Raw genomic sequence first — 24,319 nt, 5'->3', positions numbered from 1 at the left:
ATTGTGGCATGGACGCGTTGACCGATGCCCGGGATCTCGTGGCCGAGCGGTTCCCGGACGCCACCTGGGCGATACTCACCGGCAGCGTGCTCGGTCCCGACCGGACGGCCGGCTCCGACCTGGACATCGTGGTGCTGCGCGAGGAGGAGCCCGGCTATCGCGAGAGCCTCTACTTCCGCGGGTGGCCAGTCGAGCTGTTCGTGCACACTCCGGCCCGGCTGGCCGTCTTCCTGGAACGTGAGCTGGCCCAGCGCAAACCGAGCACCCATCGGATGATCGCGCGCGGCGTTCCGTTGCTCGGCGAACCGGGCGACCTCCAAGTGCGCTGCGCGCAAGTTCTCGCGGCGGGACCACCGCCGCTGAGCGGCGCCGAGGGCGACCGGCTGCGGTACGGCCTGACTGATCTGCTCGATGACCACAAGCACGCCGGGGACGTCGGCGAACGGGCGGTGATCGCCGCCGCGGTATGGACCGAGTCGGCCCGCGTGGCGCTGGCGTTCGCCGGGCGGTGGCTCAGCAGCGGCAAGTGGTTGCTGCGCGAGTTGCGGGCTCTCGATCCGGACTTCGCCGCTCGGTGGCTGGCTGCCCGTGATGAACCGGCTGCTTTCGCTGCGGAGGTTCTCGCGAAGGCAGGCGGTCCTCTGTTCGAGGGCTATCGGGCCTGAGAAGGGCCCCCGGCCGGAACGACCGGGGGCCCGCCCGTAGCCGAACCGGCTAGCTGCCGGCGATGGTGAACTGGGAGCCCGGCTGGATCACGACGTTGCCGTCCGCCGAGTTCGTGATGGTCACGTTCGACAAAGTCGCGTTGCCGCGGGCGCCGCTCATCGCCAGGATGCCCGCGCCGTTGTTCGACTTGTCGATGCGGACGTTGGTGATGGCGACGTTCGGCATGTTGCCGCCGCCGTTCTTGAACTGGATGCCGTCGTAGGTCGAGTCGATGATGTCCGTGTCGCGGATCGTCACCCCCGTGATGTCCTTCGTGGACGGAAAGAGGGTGATCGCCCCGAACTCCTGGTCCTCGTTCCAGAAGGCGCCGCCCGTGCGGTACAGGCCGTTGTTGGCGATCAGAGTCGTGCCGCCGAACGGCAGCGGGCTGTGGTCGGTGGCCAGCATGATGCCCGGGTAGTTCATCGTGTCGGACACCAGGTTGTTCTCGATCGAATTGTTCGAGCCGCCGTAGATGGCGATGCCGTTGGCGCGCCACGGCAGCTGCACCGTGTTGTTGAGGAAGTGGTTGTTCGACGCGATGTCGACCGCCTGGTCCTTCACGTACGGGTTGGCCCACACCGCCAGCGAGTCGTCGCCGGTGTAACGGAACGACGAGTTGAAGACCTTCGAGTTACGCGTACCGTTGGAGAAGTTGATCCCGTCCGCGAAGGTGTTGCGGATCCGCATGCCCGAGAATTCCAGGCCGTCGCCCGGGTTCCAGTAGGCCGGGGTGTCCGAGTAGTCGCGGCCGACCCAGGCGCCGACGTTGACGTGCTCGATCCACACGTTGCTGATCTTCGTGTTCTTGCCGAACCGGCCGTTGAGGCCGTGCCCGCGGTTGGCCCGGTTCGTCGTCATGCCGAAGATGGCCAGGTCGGAGATCTGGGTGTTGTCGTCGATGTCGAAGCCGACGTTGCCCTCATGCGGATGGTTGATGTTGCCGGTCACGTTCTGCGGCTCGGTGGTCGTGTAGAGCTGTGAGTGCCACATGCCGGCGCCGCGGATCACGACGTTGCGGATGCCCCGCTGGTTGTACTGGCCGCGGGCCGGGTCCGGCGAGAGGATCTTCTGCTCCTGGCGCCACTGCCCGGCCGGGATCCACACGCAGCTGATCACGCCGTTCTGGTCGTCGGTCACCGCCCGCTGGATCGCGGCGGAGTCGTCGGCCCCGTCGTTGGGCACCGCGCCGTAGGTGGTGATCGAGGTGCAGTCGGCCGGCTTGCTCGCGGCCGGGGCCACCTGTTCCAGGTCGATCAGGTCGACGACGTAGAAGGCGGCGGTGTCACCCGAGTCCCGCTGCAACTTGAACCTCGTGCCGGCCGGGTAGGACTGCGCCAGCAGCGCGTGCGACTCGTCGAAGAGCCGGCGCGCGTCGGCCGACGGCGAGTTCGACAGCGACTCGGTGTCGTCGGTGGTGCCGTAGAGCCAGCTGTTGCGGGACGAGAGCGTCAGCTTCTGCACGAACGTGTCGTTCGCGTACAGGCTCAGGGTCGCGGTCTGGCCGCCACCGCCCGGCGCGTCCGGGATGCTGTTGCGCACCACGATGGAGTTGGCCTGGTTGGTCGACGTGAACTCGACGAACTGGCCGGTGCTGGTGAGCCGCACCGACTTGCGGCCCGAGGACTCGGTGGCGAAGTTGGTGTGCCCGAACGTGCGCAGCGGATCCGTCTCCAACAGCGTGCCCTGATAGCGGGCCGCCTCCGCCTCGTACTCGGTGTACGGCACCGCGGCGCCGCGCCCGACGACGATCGACCGGGCCAGCGTGTTGTTGTTCTCGTTCGTCTCGGTGACCGCGTTGCTCACGTCGGCCGTGGCGGTGAGGGTGGCCCCGCCGTTGGTGGCGGTCCAGGTGCCGCCGATCGCCACGTTCGCCGTCGCCCCGGCCGCGATCGCCGGGGTCGCGCCGGTCAGCGTGGTGCCGCCGACGACCAGGCGGGTGCTGGACGCGCCGGCCGCGGAGGTACCGCGGTTGTTGACCGCGACGGTGAACGAGACCGCCGCGCCGGCGGCCGGGCTCGCCGGGTTGGCGGTGATGCCGGTGACCTGGAGGTCCGGCCCCGGGGCCTGACCGACCACCAGCTGCGTCGCCGCGGTGAAGGTGTTGTTGTCGTTGTTCTGCTCGGCCACCGTGTTGGCCGGGTCGGCCACCGCCGAGACGCTGTAGCTGCCCATCGGCTGCGCCCCGACATTCGCCGAGACCGTGGCCGAGGCGCCGGCCGCGAGCGCGCCCACCGGCGCACTGCCCACGACGGTGCCGCCCAGCTTGAAGTCCACCTTGGTCGCCGCGGCAGCCGCGGTGCCCTGGTTCTTCACGGTGGCGGAAAGCGTGACCGGCGCGGCCTCGCTCGGCGAGGCCGGGGTCCAGGTCGCCGCGGTGACGACCAGGTCCGGGTTCGGTGCCGCGGTGCCGAGCACCTGCAGGTCGGCGACCTGCGCGCCGGGCGCGCCGGTGTTGCTGAAGACCTGCAGCTGCACATCCGCGACCCGGCCGGTGACCGGGATGGTGACCGCGTTCTGGTTCGTCGCCGGGTTGAACGTGTAGTCGGCCCGGGCCTTCAGGGAGGTGAACCCGGTGGCGGTCTGCGCGCGGCCGAGGACCTGGATGCTCTGGGTACGCGTACCCCAGACCGGGTCGGGGTTGAGCTTGACCACCACGCCTGTGACGTCGGCGTCGGCACCGAGCTTGACGGTCAGCGTGGCCGGGAAGCCGTTGGACTCCCAGTAACTGGTCGGGCTGCTGTCGTTGGCGTTACCCGCGACGAAAGTGAAGATCGACGACGAGGCCTCGATCGGCTTGCCGCTCGCCAGGTTAGTCCCGGTCGGTGGGTTGGGATCGGGATCCGGGTCGGTGCCGGCGACGCCGTAGATCTCCAGTTCGGACAGTTGCGCGGCGGGCCAGCCGGTGTTGCCGGTGATGACCACCCGCACGTACCGGACGGTCGCCGCGGTGAAGGTGATCGTCACGGTGTTGCCCGAGGCCGGGTCGAAGACCCGTCCGGCCGAGCCGGACAGCACGCTGAAGGTGCTGCCGGTGGTGCTGCCCTGCAGGCTGAGCGTCTGGGTACGGGCGCCCCACGCGGTCGCGGGCGGCAGCTTCAGGACGGCCTGATCGACGGCGACGGCGCTGCCGAGGTCGATCTGCACCCACTGCGGGAACGCGTTGGACGGGCTCTCCCAGTAGGTCTGCGCGTTGCCGTCGTTGACGTTGGCCGCGCCGTACGGGCCGTTGGCGCCGCTGGCGGAGGCTGATTTGCCGGCGGCGAGGTTGGGGCCGCCGGCGGCGAGGGCCGGGGTGGGGACGAGCGCGGCGGCGACGAGACCGGCCGCGAAGAGGCTGCTGACCAGCCGTCTCCTGAGCTGCTTGGGTTTCATGGCGTCCTTGTTCTGTGAGAACGACAGGGGGGATGAACCCGCGAACCAGTGACGCGAATCTTTCGACACTCGCCACAGAAATTACGCGGCTACTGTCGAGTTCTTGCGGGGCGGGGCATTCAATGTTGCAGATGCGTCACTGGTTCGTCAACGCCCGGAAACACATACGACATCGGCCCGCCCGGCAGAGCCGGACGGGCCGATCGGCACAGCGTGGAGATCAGGCGGTCTCCGCCACCGCCCGCCAGGCCTCCCAGGTGGCGAGCCGATCGCGGTACACACGCTCGGCCACCGCGTACGGGAACGAGCCCAGGAACAGGCGCAACGGCGGCTCCGGCGCGTCGACCAGGTTCAAGATCGCCGCGGCGGTCGAAGCGGGATCGTTCGACGCCCGGTTGGCCGCCCCCGCCCGGCGCGCCTCCCGGATCGGCTCGTACGCGGCGATCGGCTCGGTGTGCACAGCTGATGCGCCGGACCAGTCGGTGCCGTACGGGCCCGGCTCCACGATCGTGACCTTGACGCCCAGCAGTGCGACCTCCTGGGCCAGCGACTCACTCAGTCCCTCCAGCGCCCACTTCGACGCGTGGTAAAGGCCCAGCGTCGGGAACGCCGCGACGCCGCCGATGCTCGACACCTGCAGGATGTGGCCGGCCGCCTGGGCGCGCATGATCGGCAGCACCGCCTGGGTCACCCACAGCGCCCCGAACAGGTTGGTCTCCAGCTGCGCGCGGGCCTGCTCCTCGGTGGCCTCCTCCACCATGCCGAACAGTCCGTAGCCGGCGTTGTTGACCGCGACGTCGAGGCGGCCGAAGTGCCGGGCCGCCTGCTCGACGGCCGCGAACGCCGCTGGGCGGTCGGTGACGTCGAGGGCGAGCGGGAGGACGCTGTCGCCGTACGCGTCGGTCAGGGGTTTGAGATCTTGGGGGTGCCGGGCCGTCGCGGCGACGCGGTCGCCGCGGCTGAGGGCCGCGGTCGCCCAGACGTTGCCGAGGCCGCGGGCCGCACCGGTGATGAACCATGTCTTCATGACCTCCACGCTCGCTCCGGCGGGTGGCGGTAGCCAGTACCGTGGCCGGGCTACCCTGCAGCGATGGTGGACGGCAACCCGCTCGGGGAGTTCCTGCAAGCGCGCCGGGCGCTGCTGCTGCCACAGGACGTCGGGCTCATCCCGTACGGCCGCAGACGCGTCGCCGGGCTGCGGCGCGACGAGCTCGCGCGGCTTGCCGGAGTGAGCACCCACTACCTGATGCGGCTCGAACAGGGCCGCGACCGGCACCCGTCGCCGCAGGTCCTGGACGCACTGGCCCGCGCCCTGCGGCTGGACGCGGACACGACCGCCCACCTGCACGCGCTGGCGCAGCCGCCCGTTCGTGCGGAGCGGCGTCCGCTCGAACCCGCGGTGCAACGGCTGCTCGACGACTGGGCCGGCATCCCGGCGTATGTCCGTGGTCCGCGCCTGGACGTGCTGGCCGGTAATCGGCTGGCCGCGGCGCTGTCGCCGATGTACTCAGCGGGGCGCAACCTCGCGCGGGACATGTTCCTGGACCCGAGTGTGCGCAAGCTCTTCCCGGAGTGGGAGGTGATCGCGGCGCAGACCGTTGCGGCGTTGCGGGCCGGTGCCGACGCTGGGGATCCGGAGGTGGTGGCGCTGGTTGCGGAGCTGGATCGGGATGTCGATTTCCGGCGGTGGTGGGCGCGGCACGATGTGCGGCCGGCGCGGGACGAGACCAAGCATTTCCACCATCCGGTGGTCGGTCCGCTCACGTTGCGGCGGCAGGCCCTGGTCGTGGCCGGCGCCGAGGACCAGGTGATCATCGCCTACCAGGCCGAGCCGGGCAGCATGTCGGCGGCGGCACTCGCCCGACTGGCATAGCGGCGGCGGTGTTTACAACGGCAGGCTGACGACGGTCGGCGTGCCTCCCACGCACGTCACCGTCATGCGGATGCGGCTTGTGCCGTTCCGGAAGGCGATCACCGCGGTGAGGGCCGGCCCCTCGTTGACCCGCTGCACCTCATACGGGTCCTTCGGCGTCCAGGAGGTCAGCTCCGCCCGGCCCTTGGCGTCGCACCGCGCCTCGATCGTGCCGCCGCGGGACTCGAATGTCCGTACGTCGGTGATCGGCTGCGCCGTAGTCGGTTCGGCCGCCGGACTCGACGACGTCACGGGTGCGGAGGGCTCGCCGGTCTCCGCGGGCGGCACGACAACAGCAACCGAAGGCGCCGCCGATGAGGTAGGGCGGGGCTGGCCGCTGGGCGTTGCCACCGTCCCCGGCCGGGGCGCGGCCGTACCGGGCTCGCCGGGAGCAGCGCCGGTGCCGAACCGTCCGGAGACCGACGGCTGCGGGGACGCCGCGACCTCGGCGTCACTCTTGGCACCGCCGGGCAGGACCAGCCACAACAGGACGGCCGCCACCCCGGCAGCCGCGACACCGCCGAGGATCAGGCGTTTGCGAGGCCGCCCGACGACAGGCGTTTCGGGGGCAGGCGAAGGCGACGGCAGCGGTGCCAGGAGAGCGGCCCGGGTCAGGACTGTGGCCACCTGCGCCGCGCTCGGGCGTTGCGCCGGTTCCTTGCGCAGGCACTGGTTCACCAGCTCCGTGACCTGCGGCGGAACCGCTGACAACGGCGGCAGCGGTGTCGGCTCGACGTAGACGTGCGCGGTCAGCATCTGCGTCGTGCTCTCGACGGTCCACGGGGGCTCGCCGGCCAGCAACCTGTACATGAGCACGCCCAGGGCGTACACGTCCGAGGCCGGCTCCACCGGGCCGCCGGTCAGCCGCTCCGGCGCCAGGTAGGCGGGCGTGCCGAACACCTCGTCGTCCGGATCGGCCGGTCCGGCCGCCGCGGCCAGGCCGAAGTCGACGACCTTGGCGCCCTCCTCGGTCACCATGACGTTGCCCGGCTTGATGTCGCGGTGCACCAGACCGTCGGCGTGGGCCGCGGCGAGCGCCGCCGCGACCTGGCCGCAGATCCGGAAGATCTGCCCGGGCGGGATCGGCCCGGCCTTCATCCGCTGGTGCAGCGTGCTGCCGTGGATCAGCTCCATGACCACGTACGGGACGGGCACGCCGCGCTCGTCGGACTCGCCGAAGTCGTACACCTGGGCGATGTTGGGGTGCGACAACGTCGCGGCGGCCCGGGCCTCGTCGCGGATCCGGGCCCGTAGCTGCGGGTTCCCGGCGTACCGGGCGGCGAGCACCTTGACCGCGACCGAGCGGCCGAGCACCTCGTCGCGGCCACGCCAGACGACCGCCATGCCGCCCCGGCCGAGCTCGTGCAGCAGCGTGTAGCGGCCACCGAGAATCTTCTGCTGCACCTCCATCCGAGGCAGTCTGCCTGCAATGACGCGGGTACGCACCGTACGGCGCCGGCGAAGGCGGCTCACCTTCACCCGAGACAGCGACCAGAGCACCCAAATCGGAAAGTGAGCGGCTCATCACGGGGAGATCTTGCAGATGAGGAGAAAACCCCCGGGCCGTTGAGCGTCATTCCGCCTGGGGGTGCTTCATCCACCACTCGGTGAACTGCCGGGCCTGACCCTGATTGTCCAGCCGCAGCACCCACATGTTGCTGTAGGTCCTGGCCGGCTCCCGGTAGACCGTGGTGGCCTCGATGATCGCCAGGTCGTCGGTGACGATGAGCGGGTGCCACTCGAAGGTCGTGGTGCCGGGCTCGTCGCGGGCCCGCAGCCACTGCGCCACGATCTCGTCGCGGCCGAGCCAGGGCTTCGCGTACGGCTCCGTGAAATACGCCGCGTCGTCGGTGAACAGCCCGCCGATGTCGCCGGGATCGTTGGACTCCCAGGCCCGCCGATAGTTGTGCACCCAGGCAGTGACAGCGTCGAGGCTGGTCATCGTCTCCCCTTCCGTGGGAACGCCGCAGGTCAGCCTACCGAGCCGGCCGGCCGGTGGCGCTCACGAATATGCCGCCTGCCGGAACTCATCGAGGGCGCCGCTCCACAGGAAGTCACTGACCTGGGTCATCGCGATGGCGGTCAGGTCCTCGTGCGGGTCGTTGAACCAGGTCGTGCCGTAGCCGCCGGACCAGCCGTACTGCCCCGGGCTGGTGGCCGGCGCCTTCGGCGTGACGATCACGGCCATGCCGAGGCCCCAGCCACTGCCGGACAGGAGCATGCCGCCGCTGGTGATCTGCTCCGGCGTCAACCGGTTGGTGGTCATGAGCTCGACGGACTGCTCGGACAGCAGCCGGGTGCCGCCGTGCACGCCGCGGTGCCGCAGCATGCGGGCGAACGAGAGGAACTCGTCCACCGTGGACACCAGGCCACCGGAGCCGGACGGGAAGACCGGCGGGCTGCTCCACAGCTCGGGTGGGCTGGTCAGCTGCTCGGTGAGCTGGTCGGTCGCGGAATCGGTCAGGTAGTGGGCCGGGAGCTCGGCGGCCCGCTCGGCCGGCAGCCAGAAGCCCGTCCCGGTCATGCCCAGCGGCTCGAACAGACGCTCGCGCAGCAGGTCGCCGAGCGGCTGCCGGGCGGCCCGGGCGAGCAGCACACCGAGGACCAGGGTGCCGACGTTGTACTGCCAGCGTTCGCCGGGTTGATACATCAGTGGAAGCGTGGCGAAGCGCCGGATCCACTCGTCGGGGTCGTGCGGCGTCCGCGGAGTCGGTGGGCCGAGCTCGAGCGCCAGCTCGGCCGCGGCCCGGACGATCGGGAACGGCGGGTCGAACGTGGGCTCGATGAGGGTGCCGAAGCCGTTGCGGAAGGACAGCAGGTCCTCCACCGTCACCGGGCGGTGCGCCGGGACGGTCTCCTCCAGCGGGCCGTCGACCCGGGCCAGCACCCGCTGGCCGGCCAGCTCGGGCAGCAGCTTGTGGATCGGCTCCTCAAGGTCGATGACGTCGTCCTCGACCAGGATCATCGTGGCGGCGGCGAGCACCGGCTTGGTCATCGAGGCGATCCGGAACACGGTGTCGCGGCGCATCGGCACGCCACCGTCGAACGCCGTCGAGCCGATCGTCTCGACCCGGACGTCGTCGCCGCGCGCGACGAGCGTGACGATCCCGGGGAACTCGCCACGCTCGACGCGTGCCGCCATCGCTTGCCGCATCTTGGAGGTCTGCATGACGACCACCCTGCCATCCGGCACCGACAGAAATCAGAACCCGGCGAGGACCGTCTTGCCGATAGCCGAGCCGCGTTCCACGATCCCGTGGGCCCGTCGCAGGTGCTCGGCGGTGATGCCGTCGATCCGCTCGGTCAGGGTGGTGTGCAGCACACCCTTGTCGACCAGTTCGGCGGCCTGCCGGAGGATGTCGTGCTGCGCGGTGCTCTCCGGGTCGAAGAGGGCCCGGGTGAACATGAGCTCCCAGTGCCAGGCGATGCTCTTGGACTTCAGCGGCCGCAGATCCAGCCCGGCCGGCTCGTCGATGGCGACCACCGCGCCGTACGGCCGGACGATCTGGGCGAACGTGTCGATCATGCCCTTGGAGTGCGGGGAGAAGACGTAGTCGACACCGTCGGGCAGGGCGGCCGCGAGGTCCTCGTGGTGGTTGACCACCCGGTGCGCGCCGCGATCGAGGACGTACTGCCGCGACTCCGGACGCGACGCCGTGCCGATGACCTCCAGGTCGGTCAGCCGGCGGGCGAGCTGGACCAGGATCGAGCCGACGCCGCCGGCCGCGCCCAGGACCAGCAGGGTGCCCGTGCTGCCGGCGGTGAGGCGGAGCCGGTCGAAGAGGGCCTCCCAGGCGGTCAGGGTGGTCAGTGGCAGGGCGGCGGCCGCGGCGAAGTCCAGCGACGCCGGCTTGGGGCCGGTGATCCGCTCGTCGACCAGGTGGAACTGCGCGTCCGTGCCGGGGCGGGCGATCGAACCGGCGTACCAGACCTCATCGCCCGGCTGGAAGAGAGTGACCGCGCTGCCCACCGCGACCACGACGCCGCTCGCGTCGTACCCCAGGATCTTGGGCTCTCCGCCCGGATCGCTGCTCGCCCGGACCTTGACGTCGACGGGGTTGACCGAGACGGCCTCGACCCGGACCAGCAGGTCGTGCTCGCCGGGGACCGGCACGGGCAGCTCCAGGTCGAGCAGGCTCGCCGGGTCGGAGATCGGGAGATTCTTGCGGTAGCCCACCGCGCGCATGAGATCAGCCATGCCCGCGAAGCTATGCCGGTGGTCCTGGTTACCGTCAACGGTTACTGGTATCCAAAGGGAACTACGATGGCCCGATGGCGACCACCTCCTGCGGCAAGCCGCACGACGTCTACGCGGCGGCTTGCCCGTGCCGGGACATGCTGGATCTGCTGGCCAACAAGTGGAGCGCCCTGGCCCTGGGCGCCCTGGAGGACGGTCCGCGCCGCTTCGGCGTCATCCGCGCGAAGCTGGAAGGCGTGAGCCCGAAAGTGCTCACCGCCACACTGCGCCGGCTGGAGGAGCACGGCCTGGTCGACCGTACGGTGTATCCCGCGGTGCCGCTGCACGTCGAATACTCGCTGACCCCGCTGGGCCAGGACGCCTGTGAGCCGCTGGCGCTGCTGCGCCGCTGGGTGGTCGACAACATCGACCGCTTCCCCGGCCCGGTTCTGTCGGACCCGACCGCTAGCGTCGGAGCGTGACCAACCAGTGGCGGCACCTGCCCGCACCCGCACGGCCGATCGCCGCGGCCGCCGACGCCGCGGTCGTGGCCGCCCGGGACCACGACGCCGAGGCGCTGACCTCGGCAGTCCATGAGCTGGCCGCGCTCGACCAGGCCCAGACCGGCCTGATCCTGGGCACGACGGTGCGCCTGCTGCTGGAGCTGACCCACCCGGACGGCCTGGACGGCGACGACATCCGCGCCGTCCTGGAGCAGAGCGTCCGGGCGGCGGCGATCTGGCAGCCGGAGGTGGACCCGCGCGTGATGCTGGTCCTGCTGGCGGGCGCGCTGGGCGTGCACGACGACGAGGATCCCGCCCCGAAAGCCGACGCGCTGGCCCGGCATTCGGCGCTGCTGATCGCTCACCTGCTCGGGCCGCGACCGCTGGCGGAAGTGATCACGCTGGCCCTGGGCGAGATCGAAAGAGCCCAGCTCAACGATTAGGACGGGGCTTTCACGCAGCCGAACGGAACGCGTGGCGGTAGGCGTGCGGGCTGGTGCCGACGATGCGCTTGAAGCGTTCCCGGAAGGCGGTGGGTGAGCCGAAACCGACCCGCGCGCCGATCCGGTCCACGCCCTCGGCGGTGGTCTCCAGCAGGTGCTGCGCCTGACGCACCCGGGCCCGGTGCAGCCACTGCAACGGCGTCGTCCCGGTCTGCTCGCGGAACCGGCGGTTGAGCGTGCGTGTGCTCATGCCGGCGTGCGCGGCGATCTCGGCCATGGTCAGCTCCCGGCCGGCGTTCTCGTCGAGCCAGCGCAGCAGCGGTTCCATGATGGAGCCCCGCGGCGCCGGCGGCCGCTCCGGCACGATGAACTGCGCCTGGCCGCCGTCACGTTCCAGCGGCATGACGGAGAGCCGGGCCGCGTCGGCCGCGACCGCGGAGCCGTGGTCCCGCCGGATCAGGTGCAGGCAGAGGTCGAGCCCGGCGGCTGCCCCGGCCGAGGTCAGCAGCTGCCCCTCGTCGACGTAGAGCACGTCCGGGTCGACATCAACCGCCGGAAAGCGCTCGGCGAGCTGGGCGGCGGCCAGCCAGTGGGTGGTCGCGCGCCGCCCGTCGAGCAGCCCGGTCGCGGCGAGGACAAACGCGCCGGCACAGATCGAGGCGATCCGGGTGCCACGGGCCGCGGCCGCACGCAGCCGCGCCAGAACCTCTTCCGGTACGGCGGCAGCCAGCTCAACGAGCCCCGGCAGGATGATCGTGTCGGCCGTGTCCAGCGCCTCCAGCCCCCAGGGTGCCCGCAACACGAAGGCGCCGGCGTCGACCTCGGGCGTGGGGGCACAGACGCGCACGTCATAGGCGGGCTCTCCCCCGGCGAGGCGGGTGCGGGCGAAAACCTCCAGAGGCGTCGAGAGGTCGAAGGCGACGACGCCGTCGAGTGCGAGTACGGCCACGATGTGCATGGCGGGGAGCCTAACCCAGTCGTGGCGGGAATCCGTTGGCATGTGGCGTTCCAGCCACTGTCGGCCGTACGGCGGCCTGCATAGCGTGATCGACCGTGACAAAACTGCTTCTCTCGATCCACGTCCTGGTCGCGATCATCGCCATCGGGCCGGTGACTGTGGCGGCCAGCATGTTCCCGGCGGCGACCCGGCGCGCTTCGGCGGAGCCGACTGATCCGCGTGGCGTGGCGGTCCTGCACAACCTGCACCGGATCTGCCGGGTCTACGCGACGCTGGGCGTGCTGGTCCCGGTGTTCGGCCTGGCTACGGCGAGCAACCTGGGAGTGCTGGGTGACGCCTGGCTGATCATCTCGATCATCCTGACCGCCGCTGCGGCAGCAATGCTGATCTTCTTTGTCCTGCCTGGTCAGGCTGCCGTGCTGCGGTCACTGCCGGTCTCGCCACCGGTCATCGCACCGGCTTTTTCGCCGGGTTCCGCATCGGCCTCCCCACCGGGTGACGCACCTGCTTTCTCGCCGGGTTCCGCAGCGGCCTCGCCGCCGGGCGACACGGTGGAGACAGCCCCGCACTCGGCTGGCGAAACGACCGGCCGGCGCCTCGCGGCCCGGCTCGGCATGGTCACCGGAATCTTCAACCTGCTGTGGGCGGTGGTCGTCGTGCTGATGATCGTCCGGCCCGGCTCCACGACGGGGGTCTGACCGTGGCGTACCGACTGTTGCGGATCGCGGCGCTGGTCGAGCTGACCAGTCTGATCCTGCTGCTGGCCAACCTCGCGACCGTGCACTGGGCGCCCGTCGCGTCGCTGCTCGGGCCGGTGCACGGCTGTGCCTATTTGTTCGTGATCGGGGCGACCGTTCAGGTGACCGGGGACCTGCGTACCCGTCTCCTGGCAGCCGTGCCGGGCATCGGCGGCCTGCTCGTGATCCGCCGGCTGCGGCGCGGTCCGGCACCGGCGGCGGGGGTGGAGATGTATCGATGAGCGCGACGGGTCGTTGAACCTTTCGGCGGCCGGTACCTCGCCGGCGCCGAGAGCCCGCGCGACAGGAGCCCGCCATGGCCAAGCAACGACCGGTCCCGCCCGGCGGCAGGAAGCCGGCGAACCCCCGGGACCACCAGGCCACCCCGGCACGCCCACCGACCGTACCCACGCCACCCGGCCCCCGGCGGCCACCCGCGGGCGACCCGTCCGACCCACGGCCGATCGCCGCCCCGTTCATGCAGCATCCGGCGCCTGACGCCCTGGGTGATCATCCGGCTCCCGCTCCCGCAGCTGGCTGTCCGGAGCACGGCCAGCCCTCTGCCGAGACCGGGCACCCGGCCGCCGGCCAGCACGCAAGCACGCTCGAACGACCGGCGCCTGGAGCCGGCGGCGCCACCGGAGCGGAGGGAGTGGGGAGAGCCGCCGGTCCGGCCGGAACGGCGGGGGCCGTCGGCGCGACCAGCGCGCTCAGGACGCCCGGACCGGATCCCGCGGCCGGAACGGTCGAGGGTGACTCGCCCGCAAACAGCGGCCCCCGATTTGTCCGGACGTCCGGTCGCCCGATGCCAAGCCCCAGGCGCACCCCGCCGACGGAGAACACCGCCGTGCCGACGGCCCATCCCTACCCCCAAGCCGCACAGCAGGACGCTCCTTCCGGCACGCCCGCCCACCCCCACGAGCCCGACATGGGCGACACCCCCGCCGACACCCCCAGGGCTGATCCGCGCCGGTCGGAGCCGCAGAACTCGTCGCCCGCGGCCGCCCTGCCCAACCTGCTTGCCAACGCCGGCAACCAGCGGTCCTTCTCCCCGCCCACCGGCCGCCGCCCCGAGACCGTAGGCGTCGCCAAGGTCCGCCCCCTGCTCCCCGGACTGCAACTCCAGCCGATGGTCCACGTCGACGACATGCCCTCAGCAGTCGCCTTCTACGAGAAGCTCGGCGGCGAGATCAACCACGGCGACCGGGACGGCGAGTGGGTCCTCATGCAGGTCGGCACCGCCCAGATCGGCCTGGTCACCCGCCCTCCGGATGCCTCGCGCGGCGAGTCCACCGTTGAGCTCAACTTCACCGCCACGATGCCGCTCGACCGGCTTGAGCAGCTGCTCCGGGCGCAGGGTGTCACCGTTGTCGAGGTTGCCGTCGATCGGGATCTCGGGGTGCGGTTGCATGTCGAGACGCCGGACGGGATGCCGATCAAGATTCATCAGGTGGAGCCGGAGCTCATGGTCTGACGTTGCCGGCATGGCGTGCGACACGTCCGGGATGACGGTGGCGTCCTCGGGCATTGTCATCGGCGGAGAGACGGAGGATCGACATGAAGATCGGGATCATCGGCGCCGGGCACATCGGTGGGAATCTGGCGCAGCTTCTCGTCCGGCACGGCCATCAGGTTGTCATCGCCAATTCGCGGGGGCCGCAGACCCTCGATGAAGTTGCCGCCCGGACCGGCGCCACGCCGGTCGACGTCCTCGACGCCCCGCGGGACGCCGACGTCGTGATCGTCGCGGTGCCGCTCAAGGCCGTCGCCGAGCTGCCCAAGGGGCTGCTCGACAGCGCCGCGCCGGGTGTCGTCGTGATCGACACGAACAACTACTACCCGCAGCGGGACGGGCAGATCCGTCCGATCGACGACGGGACGGTCTCCTCGCGGTGGGTCGGTGAGCAGCTCGGTCGTCCGGTCGTGAAGGTCTTCAACAACATCGTCGCCCAGCAGCTGCTGGACCGGCCCACCCCGCCGGGCACCGAGGGCCGGCGGGCGCTGCCGGTGGCCGGCGACGACCAGCGGGCCAAGGTCGTCGTGCTCAACCTGGTCGACGAGCTCGGCTTCGACGCCGTCGACATCGGCGGGCTCGACGAGTCGTGGCGCCAGCAGCCCGGCACCCCGGCCTACGGTCCCGACGTGGACGCCGCCAAGCTGGTCGAACTGCTCAACGAGGCCTGAGACGCGGCCCAGCCGCAGATCGCGGCCAGCGGCTCCTCCAGCGTGCGGCCCAGCGGCGTGAGGGCGTACTCGACGTGCTGCGGCGGTTCCTCCTTCAGGACCCGCCGCTCCACCAGGCCGTCCGCGGCCATCGCCCGCAGCGTCTCGGTGAGCACCTTCTGGGTGATCCCCGGCAGCCTGCGGCGCAGCGCGGCCGGGCGTTGCGGGCCGGCCAGCAGCGCGTAGATCAGCAGCACCCGCCATTTCGCCGCGAGGCGTTCGAGCGCCTGCCGCGTCGCGCAGCTCTCCTCGAGCACGTCCGGGATCACCAGCGTCATCGTCCGTACCCCCGAACCGGATGGGCACTGTGAAGTGCCTTCTGGGCAGCCACCTGCGCTGAGCCTAGCGTCGGGGCGTGGACGACATCCGTACCGAAGAAATCACCTTTGCCGGCGACGGCCTCGCCCTGCGCGGCACCCTGCGCGTCCCCGCCGGCGCCGACGGCGGGGCGGTCGCGCTGACCGGGCCGTTCACCGGCGTGCGTGAGCAGGTCACCGGGCTCTACGCCGAGCGGCTGACGCGGGCGGGCCTGGTCACGCTGGCTTTCGACCACCGCGGGTTCGGAGCCAGCGAAGGGCGTCGCGGCCACGAGGACACCCAGGGCAAGCTCGCCGACCTGCGGTCGGCGGTGAGCTTGCTGCAGGCGCGCTCCGAGGTGGACCCCGAACGGATCGGCCTGGTGGGCATCTGTCTGGGCGGCGGGTACGCGGTCAGCGCCGCCGCCACCGACCCCCGGGTACGCGCCGTGGCCGGGATCGCCGGCGCCTACAACAGCCCGGCCTGGTTCGCCCGTGACCCGGCCGCCTACCGCGCCGGCCTGCGGGGCTTCATCGACTCCTACGACGACTACCTGCCGGCCGTGGCACCGGGTGACGGCGAGGCCGCGATGGCCGGCGCGGAACCGTGGTCGTACTACGGCACCGCCCGTTCCGCCGCCGCCACCTGGGAGAACAGGGTGACGCGCGGGTCGCTGCACGCGTTGCTGACCTTCGACGCGCTGGGCCGGGCGGCGCTGCTGGCCGAGACGCCACTGCTGATCGTGCACGGCCGCAAGGACGACTACTGCAGCCCGGAACTCGCCGCCCGGATGTACGAGGAGACGCCCGGGGACAAGGAGATCGTCTGGCTGGACGCCGGGCAGCACGTCGACCTCTACGACCGGGAGCCGCACGTCAGCCGGGCGGTGACGGCGACGGCGGACTTCCTGCGCCGTACGCTGCGCGGTGCCGCCGCGACGGCACGGCCAGCCGCAGGATGAGCAGGCCGAGCAGCGCGCCGGCGGTGTTGGCGATCAGGTCGTTGACATCGACCGTACGGCGGCTGCCCAGCGTCATCCCGAGCACGAACTGGATCAGCTCGATGGCCGAACTGGCCGCGGCCGCGCACCCGGCGAGCCGGCGTACGGCATCCAGCGACGGCCGGAGCAGCGGCAGCAGCACGCCCAGCGGGATGAACATGATGACGTTGAGCACGAAGCTGGGCGCGTCCACGTCGCCGGGGATCCAGTGGAACATCGTCCACCAAGGTTCGCCTGCCCAGTAGGCCGCGGACCGTACCCGGATCGGGAAGACGGTGATGGCGACGACGCCCACGGCGTACAGGAAGAAGACCGTGACTGTCAGCCGCCGCACCATGATCTGTCAACGGTAGGCGACCCCGGAGAGCGCGGTCGAGCGGCTCAGCTCCGCCCACTTGTCGAGATCCGCGCGGACCGCGTCGAGGTGCGCGCCGATGTGGTCGACCGCGTCGGCGCCGAGGGCCAGCCGCAGTGGCGGGTCGTCGCTGCCCAGCACGGTGACCACGGCCCGGGCCGCCTTGGCGGGGTCGCCGGGCTGGGTGCCGTCCATCTGCTCGACGGCCGCCCGGGTCGGCCCGGTCGACTCCCGGTACGCGTCGATCGTGGCCGACCGGTGCATCCGGGCCCCGCCGAATTCGGTACGGAAGGCACCCGGCTCGACGATCAGCGTCGTGATGCCCAGTGGCCGCACCTCGGCGGCGAGAGCCTCGGACAGTCCTTCCAGCGCGAACTTCGCCGCGCAGTACGCGCCGAAGCCCGGCATGCTGACCTGCCCGCCCATCGAGCTCATCTGCACGATCGCGCCGCTGCCCCGGGCCCGCAGGTGGGGCAGGACGGCCTTGGTGACCTCGACCGCCCCGAAGAACATGACCTCCATGAGCGCGCGCAGGTCGGCCATCTCGAGTTCTTCCACCGCGCCGACGGAGCCGTGCCCGGCGTTGTTGACCACCACGTCGATGCGCCCGAAGGTGTCCAGGGCCGTACCGACCGCCGCCGCGACCGACGCCGGATCGGTCACGTCCAGGGCTGTGGCCGCGATCCGGCCACCGCCGGCGGCGACCAGGTCCGCGAGTTGTTCCGGGCGGCGGGCGGTCGCGAGCACCCGGTCGCCGGCTGCGTGGGCCGCCAGCACCAGTTCCCGGCCGAAGCCCGCGGAGCAGCCGGTGATCAGCCATACCTTGTCTGTCTCGACCATGGTTGCCAGCCTGCCGGTGCCGCGTCCGGCGCGGCCAACATCGACTTCCTGGCGTCGCTACAGTCGGAGACTGTGACCACTCCCGAGCTGCGGCAGCTGGGCTACTTCGTCGCGGTGGCCGAGCGGTTGAGCTTCACCCGCGCGGCGGCCGACCTGCACATCGCCCAGCAGTCGCTGTCGGCCCAGATTACCGTGCTCGAACGCATTCTCGGGGCGCGGCTGTTCGATCGGGACAGCCGCGGCACCCGGCTCACCGAGGTCGGCCGGCTGTTCCTACCCGAGGCCTGCGCCGTCCTGGCTCGTGCGGAGGAGGCGGTGGCGACGGTCGGCCGGGCGTCCCGGGGTGAGATCGGCCGGCTGAGTGTGGCGTTCCTGTCCTCGGTGGCGAACTACATGCTGCCGCCGGTCGTACGGGCGTTCCGGGCGCAGTATCCGGATGTTGAGCTGGTAACCGCCGACACCGGCATCGCCGAGCTGGTCGCCGGCCTGCGCGACGGCCGGTTCGACGCCGCCTTCACCCGGCCGCCGCTGGTGGACGACCTGGTCACCCGCACTCTGATCGTCGAGCCGGTCTGCGCTGTGCTGCCGGCCGGGCACCACCTGGCCGGCCGTGACGAGGTGGAGCTGGGCGAGCTGGCCGACGATCCGTGGGTGCTGACACCACGCGAGTCGTGGCCGCCGTGGCACGCCAAGTACGACCGGGACTTCGCGATCGCCGGCTTCACGCCCCGGGTGGTGCAGCGGTCGGCCACCGTGCCGAGCCTGCTGGGACTGGTCGCGGCCGGCGTCGGAGTGACCCGGCTGGCCCGCTCGGCCCGGACGTTGCGGGACAGCGGAGTGGTCTTCGTGTCGCTGGCCGGGGACCGGGCCGAAACGGTCGTCGCGTGGCATCCGCGAGCCGACCGGCCGGTGCTGACCCACCTGCTGGCGGTGGCCACCGACCTGGCGGCCTCGACAGACCTCACCCGGGCCGGTTGAGCGCTTGCGTAACCGACATCACTGCAGTCAATAAAAGTTTGCAGTGACTGCAATTCACGTCGTACCTTGACTCGGTGAGCGATGCGCAAGCCCTGCCGGTGCAGCGGATACCGGGGCGCCGGGACCGCAAGAAGCAGCAGACCCGAGCGGCGTTGGTCGCCGCGGCCCTGCGCCTGGTGGACGAGCGGGGCCTGGAACGGGTGACGGTCGAGGAGATCAGCGCGGCCGTCGACGTCTCCCCGCGCACGTTCTTCAACTACTTCGCCGGCAAGGACGACGCGCTGATCGGGGATCCGCTGGTCGAGCCCGAGGAGATGCGCGAGCGACTGGCCGCGGTGCCGGCGGAGACGCCGGTGATCGAGGCGCTGCTGCGGGCGCTGGGCCCGGCGATCGCGCAGATCCAGGCCGACCGGGATTTGTGGTTGATCCGGATGCGGGTGATCGAGAACAATCCGGGGCTGCTGCCGGCCCTGATGGCTCGCGGCGCCGTTGCCGAGCAGCAGTTCGTCGCGGCGCTCGCCGAACGCACCGCCACTCCGTCCAGCTCGGCGTTCCCGCAGGTCGTGGCGGCTGCCGTCGGGGCCGCCTTCCGCGTCGCGATGATGCGCTGGTGCGCGGGCGACGGCATACGGCCATTGAGCGCCCTGGTGCACGAAGCCTTCGGCATTCTCGCCGCGGGCCTGACCGACCCTACGAACGAGGAAGTCTGATGTCGCCCGAGAAGCAACCCGGCACGACCGCAATCCGGACGGAAGCCGAAGTCGCCAAGGATGCGGTGGCTCTCGCCGGCATCCCGGTGGCCGGCGACGCCGTCACGGCGGGCGAGGCAGCCGTCCTCGACGACGCCGTGCCCGCCGAAACAGCGGGCAGGATGTCGCACGGCGAGGTCATCCAGGCGCTGTCCGGCCTGATGCTCGGCATGTTCGTGTCCATCCTGGCCTCCACGATCGTGTCCAACGCGCTGCCGCGGATCATCGCCGACCTGGGTGGCTCGCAGTCCGTCTACACCTGGATCGTCACCACCGAGCTGCTGGCCATGACGGCGACCGTGCCGCTGTGGGGCAAGATGGCCGACCTCTACAGCAAGAAACTGCTGATCCAGCTCTCCCTGGGCCTGTTCGTCGCCGGCTCACTGATCGCAGGCTTCACCCCGAACGTCGAAGTGCTGATCGTCAGCCGGGTGGTGCAGGGCATCGGCGCGGGCGGCATGACGGCACTCGCCATGATCGTGATGGCCGCGATGATCCCGCCGCGCGAGCTGGGCCGCTACTCCGGCATGTTCGGCGCGGTGTTCGGCGTCGCGACCATCGCCGGCCCGCTGATCGGCGGTCTGCTGGTGGACACCTCCTGGCTGGGATGGCGCTGGTGCTTCTTCATCGGCGTGCCGTTCTCGATCGCCGCGATCCTGTTGCTGCAGCGCACGCTGCACCTGCCGGTCGTGCGCCGCGCGGTCAGCATCGACTGGCTGGGCGCCGCGTTGATCACGGCGGGCGTGTGCGACCTGCTGATCTGGTCGACGCTGGCCGGCAACCACTTCGCCTGGGGCTCGTGGCAGACGGCGGCCTTCGTGGCGGCCGGCGTGGTGCTGCTCGGCTTCGCCGTCCTGGCCGAGTCCAAGGCGGCCGAGCCGATCATCCCGCTGTCCATCTTCGGCAACCGGACGGTCTCGCTCACCATCGTGGCGAGCGTGCTCGTCGGTGTGGCGATGTTCGGTGGCACGGTTTTCCTGTCGCAGTACTTCCAGATCTCGCTGGGCAAGTCCCCGACAGTGGCCGGCCTGATGAGCCTGCCGATGATCTTCGGGCTGTTGGTGTCCTCGACGGTGGCCGGCCAGCTGATCACGAAGTACGGCCGGTGGAAGGCGTATCTGGTCGCGGGGGCGGTGGTGATGACCGGCGGCATGCTGTTGCTGAGCACGATCGACGCCCACACCAGCGTGCTGATGCTGTCGCTGTACATGGCCGTGCTGGGTGTCGGCGTCGGCATGCTGATGCAGAACCTGGTACTGGCGGCGCAGAACGACGTACCGGCCCAGGAACTCGGGGCGACCACGTCCGCGCTGACGTTCTTCCGCAGCATGGGCGGCGCGATCGGGGTCAGCGCGCTGGGCGCGGTGCTGGCCGGACGGGTCACCACGCTCATGACCGAGCGCTTCGGGGCGGCGGCCGGGGGCGGTGACGGCACCGCGGCGGTGCCCGACCTGACGACGCTGCCGGCCCCGGTACGGGCCATCGTCGCCGACGTCTACGGTCAGGCGACCGCCGAGCTCTTCCTGGTCGGCGCCCCGATCGCCGCGCTGGCCGTGATCGCAGTGCTCTTCGTCAAGGAGAAGCCACTGCACACCCTCAGCGGTGACGAGCGCCGCGCGCAGGAGGAAGCAGCCACAGGCGTGCCGCTGCACTGAACAGGGTGAAGAAGTGAAGGGGGCCTTTTCGAGGGCCCCCTCATCTCTGTTCCGGCCGGAAAATCGACGACCGGATTTCCCTCGATCGGGTGACGCGGGTCAGCTGGGGCGCAGGCCCACCGAGGTGCGCGGGGAGGGCGGCTCGGCGCAGCCCAGCAGGCCGACCAGGCCGGAGATCCAGAGCTGGCGGTAGACCGTCGGGCTCGGGTGGCTCACCACGAGCTTGACGCCGCTGGCGGCGGCCGCGTGGAAGCAGGCCACGAGAATGCCGATGCCGATGCTGTCGATCAACATCACCCGTTGGAGGTCGAGATCGATCTTCCCGGGCGTGGAGGTGGTGAGCACGTCGTTGACCGCGTCCCGCATCACGTGCGCGTTGTCGAGATCGATCTCGCCGCTCGGCGCGATCTCGACGGTGCCATCGGCCAACTGACGAGTGGTGATCGGCAGATACACAGCTGCCCTCTTCCTGGGCGTCGTGCGGACGACGCCACCTCCGCGCGGGGGTCTCTGCGCTGACCAGCTGCGCAGCTCGGCGCCTCACCCAGGCGCCGACCGGATACCGCGTCCAACAACAGTCCGCTGGTCTGCAAGTTACGCCAGGTAGGCGCGGAACGCCAGAGTAGTTCATATGGCCAGAATGTGCTGGATCGGTCAGCGGACGGCCCGCGCGTCGAGAGCCGGCCGGCCGGACCGGACCCGCGCGGGAGCGCGATCGGGCCTGCCGAGGCCGGGGAGAGAGCCGCGCACGGCATGATCCGACTCGGACCCGGGACGGTCGGCCGCCCGGGTTTCCGCCTCGGCGTGACGCCGGTCGCTGGTCTCCGCTATTCGCCGGGGTCGTGGCGGCGGCGATGGCGGGGCAGCTCCTCTATCCGAGGTGCGCCGGCCTTCTCGCCGAGCAGGTTTCCCCTCGGCGGCACCCAGTCCCGCCAGGGGCCGAGCCGTGGTGGCACCGCAGCGGCCACCCCGTCACCGGAGCCCTGCAGAGCGTGGAGATACTCCAGCACACGCCCTGCGGAGAGCCGGCCCTCCAGCGCCATGTTCAGCATCACGCGGGTGTCTTCGTCGAGCGCGCGTTCCCGGCCGCGCAGCAGAGCGGCCAGCCCTGCCAGCAACTGGACGACCTCGCTCGCGTCCCGCTCAGCATCCGGCAGGCTGCTCACCTCTGGACATCCCAGCGATCCATCATCTGTCACGTTCCCCTCGCGCCACGTGCCGCGAGTCGCCGCCGGCGGCCCACGCACTGAGCGGTCCCCGCCGGAACACTCATACACGTGCCAACGCAGAAATGTATTCGGCTCACTACACACCGTCCATCCGATGCGCGCGACCGTTGTCCGAATCACGCTCGCTTGGAGGTCGAAGTGCTTGATCGTCCGATTTATGCGGCCGACGGGCCGGGCGGACGGGTGCTGAGCCGGCTTGGTAGGGCGCTGGGCAAGCCGGGTAAGGCGGAGTAGGAAGAAGATCGAGGTATCGAGGCATCCACGTTGGAGGAGCCATGACCGACGAGAACCGCCAGCCGCTGGAGGAGACACAGGAGGTCGCGGACGCCGTGGAGGACGACGTCGCCGTGAGCGCCTTCGTCACCGGTGGCGGCCCCGACTCCGACAACCCCGAGTTCCGGCAGCCCGGCGAGGAGCCGGCGGTGCGGACCGGGGCGGAGCAGGAGTGGGAGCCGGTCGACCTGGCGCAGGCCGAGGGCCGGGACCCGACGCCGGAGAACATCGAGCGCGCCCGCCAGGAGCTGGAACGCGACGGCGCCGCGGCCATCGAGCGTACGGTCCCCTGACGGTCACTCCACCGTTGCGGTGACGGTGTGCCAGCCGGTCGCACCGTCCGGGAACGGTGTCGCCCGCTGCTCGGTCTGCACAGCGCCGGTGCCGTCCACGGCCCGGACGGAGAGAGTGTGCAGACCGGCGGTGGCGGGCCACTCGTAGCGCCACTGGACCCAGGTGTCCGTGGACGGGACCGGCAGCAGTTCGGCCTTCGCCCACGGGCGGTCGTCGACGCGTACCTCGACCGTTCTGATGCCACGGCCCTGCGCCCAGGCGACGCCGGCCACGGTGAGCTTGCCCGCATTCAGCTTGGCGAACGGCGCCGGCTTGTCGATCCGCGACGCCGTCTTGACCGGGCCGCGGGCACCCCACTTCCGGCGCACCCAGTAGGCGTCGAAGTCGGCGAAGGTGGTCAGCTCGAGCTCGGTCATCCACTTGCAGGCGCCGGCGTAGCCGTACAGGCCGGGGGTCAGCATGCGGACCGGGAAGCCGTGCGCCAGGGGCAGTGGCTCGCCGTTCATCCCGACGCAGAGCATCGTTTCGCGGCCGTCGAAGACCGTCTCGACCGGCGTGCCGATGGTCATGCCCTCGACCGAGCGGGCCACCACCTGGTCGGCTCCCGGCTTGACCCCCAGCTCCCGCAGCAGCGGGGCGAGCGGGACACCGAGCCATCGGGCAGTGCCGATGTACGGCCCACCCACCTCGTTCGACACGCAGTTCAGGGTGACGTCCCGCTCGATCAGCGGCCGCTTCAGCAGGTCGTCGAAGGACAGCTCGACCTCCCGCTCGACCATCCCGTGGATGCGCAGGCGCCAGGTCTCGACGTCGATGGAGGGCACGGTCAGAGCGGTGTCGACCCGGTAGAAGTCCGCGTTGGCGGTCACGAAGCCCGGGGCGGTGCCGGCCGGCAGCGGCTTCGCGGGGCTCGCGGCCACCGGCAGCTCGATGGCCTCACGGGATCTGGTGACGGCTCCGCCGCGGACCCGCTTGACGACTTCGGACGTGGCTCCCGCGACAACGGCGCCGCCGGCGATCACCGCGGCGGTACGCAGAAACGCACGACGATCGAAACCGGCCGGGCCGGGCTCCGCCGGATCGGTCCGGTACGAGCGGTGGAGCAGGAACAGCAGCGTGGCACCGGCGACCGCAGCGCCCACAATGGACGGCACCACGTCGTAGGCGATCGCGGCGGGTCGTAGTGCCGCGGCGACCGCGCCGGCCAGGCCGAACAATGCGGCACCGGCTACAGCGACCCACCGGCGGCGGACACTGAGCACCCCGACCAGGGCTGTGAACAGGATCAGGGCCAGGGCGATCGTGCCGAGCAGGACGGGCTTGTCGTTCGTGCCCAGCGTGCGTACCGCGAACTCCTTGAGCGGCGTCGGCGCCGCGTCGATCACCGCGCCCCCGACGGCGACCAGCGGTCCGGCCTGGGGCCGGGTCGCAGCCGCGAGCACTTCCGCGAGGGCGACCCCGAATGCGGCCGAGAGCACACCGATGAGGGCGGGCCAGGCGATACGGCGCACGACGATCTCCTTCCCTGCCGGGGGGGGGGGGGGGGGGGGGGGGGGGGGGGAGGGGAGGGGGGGGGGGGGGGGGAGAGGGGGGGGGGGGGGAGGGAGAAGGGAGAA

Annotated in this window: 26 protein-coding genes; 13 read left to right on the top strand and 13 right to left on the bottom strand. The window is 71.1% G+C overall.

Features of this window, described 5'->3' with window-relative positions:
- The first annotated feature begins 8 nt into the window (after positions 1-8).
- Positions 9-665, top strand: a complete 657-nt coding sequence (locus ACZ6S4_RS38825; protein WP_465479688.1) for a nucleotidyltransferase domain-containing protein — start codon at positions 9-11, stop codon at positions 663-665.
- Between the two features lie 49 nt (positions 666-714).
- On the opposite strand, the gene ACZ6S4_RS38820 is transcribed toward ACZ6S4_RS38825, so the two are convergent.
- Both ACZ6S4_RS38820 and ACZ6S4_RS38815 read right to left on the bottom strand, forming a co-directional pair.
- Complete coding sequence (locus tag ACZ6S4_RS38820) at positions 715-4,080, bottom strand: CARDB domain-containing protein (RefSeq protein ID WP_465479687.1); 3,366 nt, start codon at positions 4,078-4,080, stop codon at positions 715-717.
- A gap of 220 nt (positions 4,081-4,300) precedes the next feature.
- Positions 4,301-5,107 carry an SDR family NAD(P)-dependent oxidoreductase gene (locus ACZ6S4_RS38815; protein ID WP_465479686.1) on the bottom strand — a complete coding sequence of 269 codons (807 nt, stop codon included), beginning with the start codon at positions 5,105-5,107 and terminating at the stop codon, positions 4,301-4,303.
- A gap of 63 nt (positions 5,108-5,170) precedes the next feature.
- Between ACZ6S4_RS38815 and ACZ6S4_RS38810 the strand changes: the two genes are divergently transcribed.
- The gene (locus tag ACZ6S4_RS38810; RefSeq protein WP_465479685.1) at positions 5,171-5,953 is read left to right on the top strand and encodes a helix-turn-helix domain-containing protein; all 783 of its coding nucleotides are present in this window, start codon (positions 5,171-5,173) and stop codon (positions 5,951-5,953) included.
- A 12-nt stretch (positions 5,954-5,965) separates the two neighbouring features.
- On the opposite strand, the gene ACZ6S4_RS38805 is transcribed toward ACZ6S4_RS38810, so the two are convergent.
- The 4 genes from ACZ6S4_RS38805 to ACZ6S4_RS38790 form a co-directional block, all read right to left on the bottom strand.
- A complete protein-coding gene (locus ACZ6S4_RS38805) occupies positions 5,966-7,402 on the bottom strand; it encodes a serine/threonine-protein kinase (RefSeq protein ID WP_465479684.1) in 1,437 nt (478 codons plus the stop codon).
- A gap of 163 nt (positions 7,403-7,565) precedes the next feature.
- The gene (locus tag ACZ6S4_RS38800; RefSeq protein WP_465479683.1) at positions 7,566-7,934 is read right to left on the bottom strand and encodes a nuclear transport factor 2 family protein; all 369 of its coding nucleotides are present in this window, start codon (positions 7,932-7,934) and stop codon (positions 7,566-7,568) included.
- A gap of 60 nt (positions 7,935-7,994) precedes the next feature.
- The gene (locus ACZ6S4_RS38795; RefSeq protein ID WP_465479682.1) at positions 7,995-9,161 is read right to left on the bottom strand and encodes a serine hydrolase domain-containing protein; all 1,167 of its coding nucleotides are present in this window, start codon (positions 9,159-9,161) and stop codon (positions 7,995-7,997) included.
- Between the two features lie 33 nt (positions 9,162-9,194).
- Positions 9,195-10,190: a zinc-binding alcohol dehydrogenase family protein gene (locus ACZ6S4_RS38790; RefSeq protein WP_465479681.1), complete on the bottom strand. Its 996-nt coding sequence runs from the start codon at positions 10,188-10,190 to the stop codon at positions 9,195-9,197.
- A 74-nt stretch (positions 10,191-10,264) separates the two neighbouring features.
- On the opposite strand from ACZ6S4_RS38790, the gene ACZ6S4_RS38785 reads away from it, so the two are divergent.
- Both ACZ6S4_RS38785 and ACZ6S4_RS38780 read left to right on the top strand, forming a co-directional pair.
- A complete protein-coding gene (locus ACZ6S4_RS38785; protein WP_465479680.1) occupies positions 10,265-10,651 on the top strand; it encodes a winged helix-turn-helix transcriptional regulator in 387 nt (128 codons plus the stop codon).
- A complete protein-coding gene (locus ACZ6S4_RS38780) occupies positions 10,648-11,115 on the top strand; it encodes a hypothetical protein (RefSeq protein ID WP_465479679.1) in 468 nt (155 codons plus the stop codon). Before ACZ6S4_RS38785 ends, ACZ6S4_RS38780 begins: the two co-directional genes overlap by 4 nt.
- Before the next feature lie 10 nt (positions 11,116-11,125).
- Here ACZ6S4_RS38780 and ACZ6S4_RS38775 read toward each other — a convergent pair whose 3' ends face one another.
- Positions 11,126-12,073, bottom strand: a complete 948-nt coding sequence (locus tag ACZ6S4_RS38775) for a GlxA family transcriptional regulator (RefSeq protein WP_465479678.1) — start codon at positions 12,071-12,073, stop codon at positions 11,126-11,128.
- A 95-nt stretch (positions 12,074-12,168) separates the two neighbouring features.
- Here ACZ6S4_RS38775 and ACZ6S4_RS38770 point away from each other — a divergent pair, with 95 nt between their 5' ends.
- The 4 genes from ACZ6S4_RS38770 to ACZ6S4_RS38755 all read left to right on the top strand — a co-directional run bounded on the left by ACZ6S4_RS38770 (position 12,169) and on the right by ACZ6S4_RS38755 (position 14,994).
- Positions 12,169-12,771 (top strand): hypothetical protein, encoded by a 603-nt coding sequence (locus ACZ6S4_RS38770; RefSeq protein ID WP_465479677.1) that lies wholly within the window; start codon positions 12,169-12,171, stop codon positions 12,769-12,771.
- Positions 12,772-12,773: 2 nt separating this feature from the next.
- The gene (locus ACZ6S4_RS38765; RefSeq protein ID WP_465479676.1) at positions 12,774-13,052 is read left to right on the top strand and encodes a DUF3817 domain-containing protein; all 279 of its coding nucleotides are present in this window, start codon (positions 12,774-12,776) and stop codon (positions 13,050-13,052) included.
- A 686-nt stretch (positions 13,053-13,738) separates the two neighbouring features.
- Positions 13,739-14,284, top strand: coding sequence for a VOC family protein (locus tag ACZ6S4_RS38760; RefSeq protein ID WP_465479675.1), 546 nt, complete (start codon positions 13,739-13,741; stop codon positions 14,282-14,284).
- 53 nt (positions 14,285-14,337) lie between these two features.
- Positions 14,338-14,994: an NADPH-dependent F420 reductase gene (locus ACZ6S4_RS38755; protein WP_465479674.1), complete on the top strand. Its 657-nt coding sequence runs from the start codon at positions 14,338-14,340 to the stop codon at positions 14,992-14,994.
- On the opposite strand, the gene ACZ6S4_RS38750 is transcribed toward ACZ6S4_RS38755, so the two are convergent.
- Positions 14,940-15,311 (bottom strand): winged helix-turn-helix transcriptional regulator, encoded by a 372-nt coding sequence (locus ACZ6S4_RS38750; RefSeq protein ID WP_360813780.1) that lies wholly within the window; start codon positions 15,309-15,311, stop codon positions 14,940-14,942. The genes ACZ6S4_RS38755 and ACZ6S4_RS38750 overlap by 55 nt on opposite strands.
- 77 nt (positions 15,312-15,388) lie before the next feature.
- Between ACZ6S4_RS38750 and ACZ6S4_RS38745 the strand changes: the two genes are divergently transcribed.
- Positions 15,389-16,291, top strand: a complete 903-nt coding sequence (locus ACZ6S4_RS38745) for an alpha/beta hydrolase (protein WP_465479673.1) — start codon at positions 15,389-15,391, stop codon at positions 16,289-16,291.
- On the opposite strand, the gene ACZ6S4_RS38740 is transcribed toward ACZ6S4_RS38745, so the two are convergent.
- Together ACZ6S4_RS38740 and ACZ6S4_RS38735 are read right to left on the bottom strand one after the other, a co-directional pair.
- Positions 16,206-16,667: a VanZ family protein gene (locus ACZ6S4_RS38740; RefSeq protein ID WP_465479672.1), complete on the bottom strand. Its 462-nt coding sequence runs from the start codon at positions 16,665-16,667 to the stop codon at positions 16,206-16,208. The genes ACZ6S4_RS38745 and ACZ6S4_RS38740 overlap by 86 nt on opposite strands.
- 6 nt (positions 16,668-16,673) lie before the next feature.
- Entirely contained in the window at positions 16,674-17,525 is an 852-nt protein-coding gene (locus tag ACZ6S4_RS38735) for an oxidoreductase (RefSeq protein WP_465479671.1), read from the bottom strand.
- A 72-nt stretch (positions 17,526-17,597) separates the two neighbouring features.
- Here ACZ6S4_RS38735 and ACZ6S4_RS38730 point away from each other — a divergent pair, with 72 nt between their 5' ends.
- From ACZ6S4_RS38730 to ACZ6S4_RS38720, 3 genes are all read left to right on the top strand, one after another.
- Positions 17,598-18,503: a LysR family transcriptional regulator gene (locus ACZ6S4_RS38730; RefSeq protein ID WP_465479670.1), complete on the top strand. Its 906-nt coding sequence runs from the start codon at positions 17,598-17,600 to the stop codon at positions 18,501-18,503.
- 74 nt (positions 18,504-18,577) lie between these two features.
- Entirely contained in the window at positions 18,578-19,213 is a 636-nt protein-coding gene (locus ACZ6S4_RS38725) for a TetR/AcrR family transcriptional regulator (RefSeq protein WP_465479669.1), read from the top strand.
- Positions 19,213-20,907 (top strand): MDR family MFS transporter, encoded by a 1,695-nt coding sequence (locus ACZ6S4_RS38720; protein ID WP_465479668.1) that lies wholly within the window; start codon positions 19,213-19,215, stop codon positions 20,905-20,907. Before ACZ6S4_RS38725 ends, ACZ6S4_RS38720 begins: the two co-directional genes overlap by 1 nt.
- Before the next feature lie 99 nt (positions 20,908-21,006).
- Here ACZ6S4_RS38720 and ACZ6S4_RS38715 read toward each other — a convergent pair whose 3' ends face one another.
- Together ACZ6S4_RS38715 and ACZ6S4_RS38710 are read right to left on the bottom strand one after the other, a co-directional pair.
- Positions 21,007-21,363: an STAS domain-containing protein gene (locus ACZ6S4_RS38715; protein ID WP_360813770.1), complete on the bottom strand. Its 357-nt coding sequence runs from the start codon at positions 21,361-21,363 to the stop codon at positions 21,007-21,009.
- Positions 21,364-21,734: 371 nt separating this feature from the next.
- On the bottom strand, positions 21,735-22,106 hold the full coding sequence (locus tag ACZ6S4_RS38710; protein WP_465479667.1) for a hypothetical protein: 372 nt from the start codon (positions 22,104-22,106) through the stop codon (positions 21,735-21,737).
- Positions 22,107-22,411: 305 nt separating this feature from the next.
- Here ACZ6S4_RS38710 and ACZ6S4_RS38705 point away from each other — a divergent pair, with 305 nt between their 5' ends.
- Positions 22,412-22,702 carry a hypothetical protein gene (locus tag ACZ6S4_RS38705; protein ID WP_465479666.1) on the top strand — a complete coding sequence of 97 codons (291 nt, stop codon included), beginning with the start codon at positions 22,412-22,414 and terminating at the stop codon, positions 22,700-22,702.
- Between the two features lie 3 nt (positions 22,703-22,705).
- Here ACZ6S4_RS38705 and ACZ6S4_RS38700 read toward each other — a convergent pair whose 3' ends face one another.
- The gene (locus tag ACZ6S4_RS38700; protein WP_465479665.1) at positions 22,706-24,214 is read right to left on the bottom strand and encodes a molybdopterin-dependent oxidoreductase; all 1,509 of its coding nucleotides are present in this window, start codon (positions 24,212-24,214) and stop codon (positions 22,706-22,708) included.
- Between the last annotated feature and the right edge of the window lie 105 nt (positions 24,215-24,319).

This window comes from Actinoplanes sp. NPDC051405, from assembly GCF_055586185.1.
The sequence above is the reverse complement of the archived record's forward strand: the minus strand, read 5'-3'. Positions and strand labels throughout refer to the sequence as shown.

Excerpts from the sequence above, each read along its gene's own strand:
- ACZ6S4_RS38810 (WP_465479685.1), top strand. The coding sequence starts at position 5,171 with ATGGTGGACGGCAACCCGCTCGGGGAGTTCCTGCAAGCGCGCCGGGCG.
- ACZ6S4_RS38740 (WP_465479672.1), bottom strand. The coding sequence starts at position 16,667 with ATGGTGCGGCGGCTGACAGTCACGGTCTTCTTCCTGTACGCCGTGGGC.
- ACZ6S4_RS38760 (WP_465479675.1), top strand. The coding sequence starts at position 13,739 with ATGGGCGACACCCCCGCCGACACCCCCAGGGCTGATCCGCGCCGGTCG.
- ACZ6S4_RS38735 (WP_465479671.1), bottom strand. The coding sequence starts at position 17,525 with ATGGTCGAGACAGACAAGGTATGGCTGATCACCGGCTGCTCCGCGGGC.
- ACZ6S4_RS38750 (WP_360813780.1), bottom strand. The coding sequence starts at position 15,311 with ATGACGCTGGTGATCCCGGACGTGCTCGAGGAGAGCTGCGCGACGCGG.
- ACZ6S4_RS38820 (WP_465479687.1), bottom strand. The coding sequence starts at position 4,080 with ATGAAACCCAAGCAGCTCAGGAGACGGCTGGTCAGCAGCCTCTTCGCG.
- ACZ6S4_RS38795 (WP_465479682.1), bottom strand. The coding sequence starts at position 9,161 with ATGCAGACCTCCAAGATGCGGCAAGCGATGGCGGCACGCGTCGAGCGT.
- ACZ6S4_RS38815 (WP_465479686.1), bottom strand. The coding sequence starts at position 5,107 with ATGAAGACATGGTTCATCACCGGTGCGGCCCGCGGCCTCGGCAACGTC.
- ACZ6S4_RS38790 (WP_465479681.1), bottom strand. The coding sequence starts at position 10,190 with ATGGCTGATCTCATGCGCGCGGTGGGCTACCGCAAGAATCTCCCGATC.
- ACZ6S4_RS38825 (WP_465479688.1), top strand. The coding sequence starts at position 9 with ATGGACGCGTTGACCGATGCCCGGGATCTCGTGGCCGAGCGGTTCCCG.
- ACZ6S4_RS38785 (WP_465479680.1), top strand. The coding sequence starts at position 10,265 with ATGGCGACCACCTCCTGCGGCAAGCCGCACGACGTCTACGCGGCGGCT.
- ACZ6S4_RS38800 (WP_465479683.1), bottom strand. The coding sequence starts at position 7,934 with ATGACCAGCCTCGACGCTGTCACTGCCTGGGTGCACAACTATCGGCGG.
- ACZ6S4_RS38805 (WP_465479684.1), bottom strand. The coding sequence starts at position 7,402 with ATGGAGGTGCAGCAGAAGATTCTCGGTGGCCGCTACACGCTGCTGCAC.
- ACZ6S4_RS38775 (WP_465479678.1), bottom strand. The coding sequence starts at position 12,073 with ATGCACATCGTGGCCGTACTCGCACTCGACGGCGTCGTCGCCTTCGAC.
- ACZ6S4_RS38720 (WP_465479668.1), top strand. The coding sequence starts at position 19,213 with ATGTCGCCCGAGAAGCAACCCGGCACGACCGCAATCCGGACGGAAGCC.
- ACZ6S4_RS38705 (WP_465479666.1), top strand. The coding sequence starts at position 22,412 with ATGACCGACGAGAACCGCCAGCCGCTGGAGGAGACACAGGAGGTCGCG.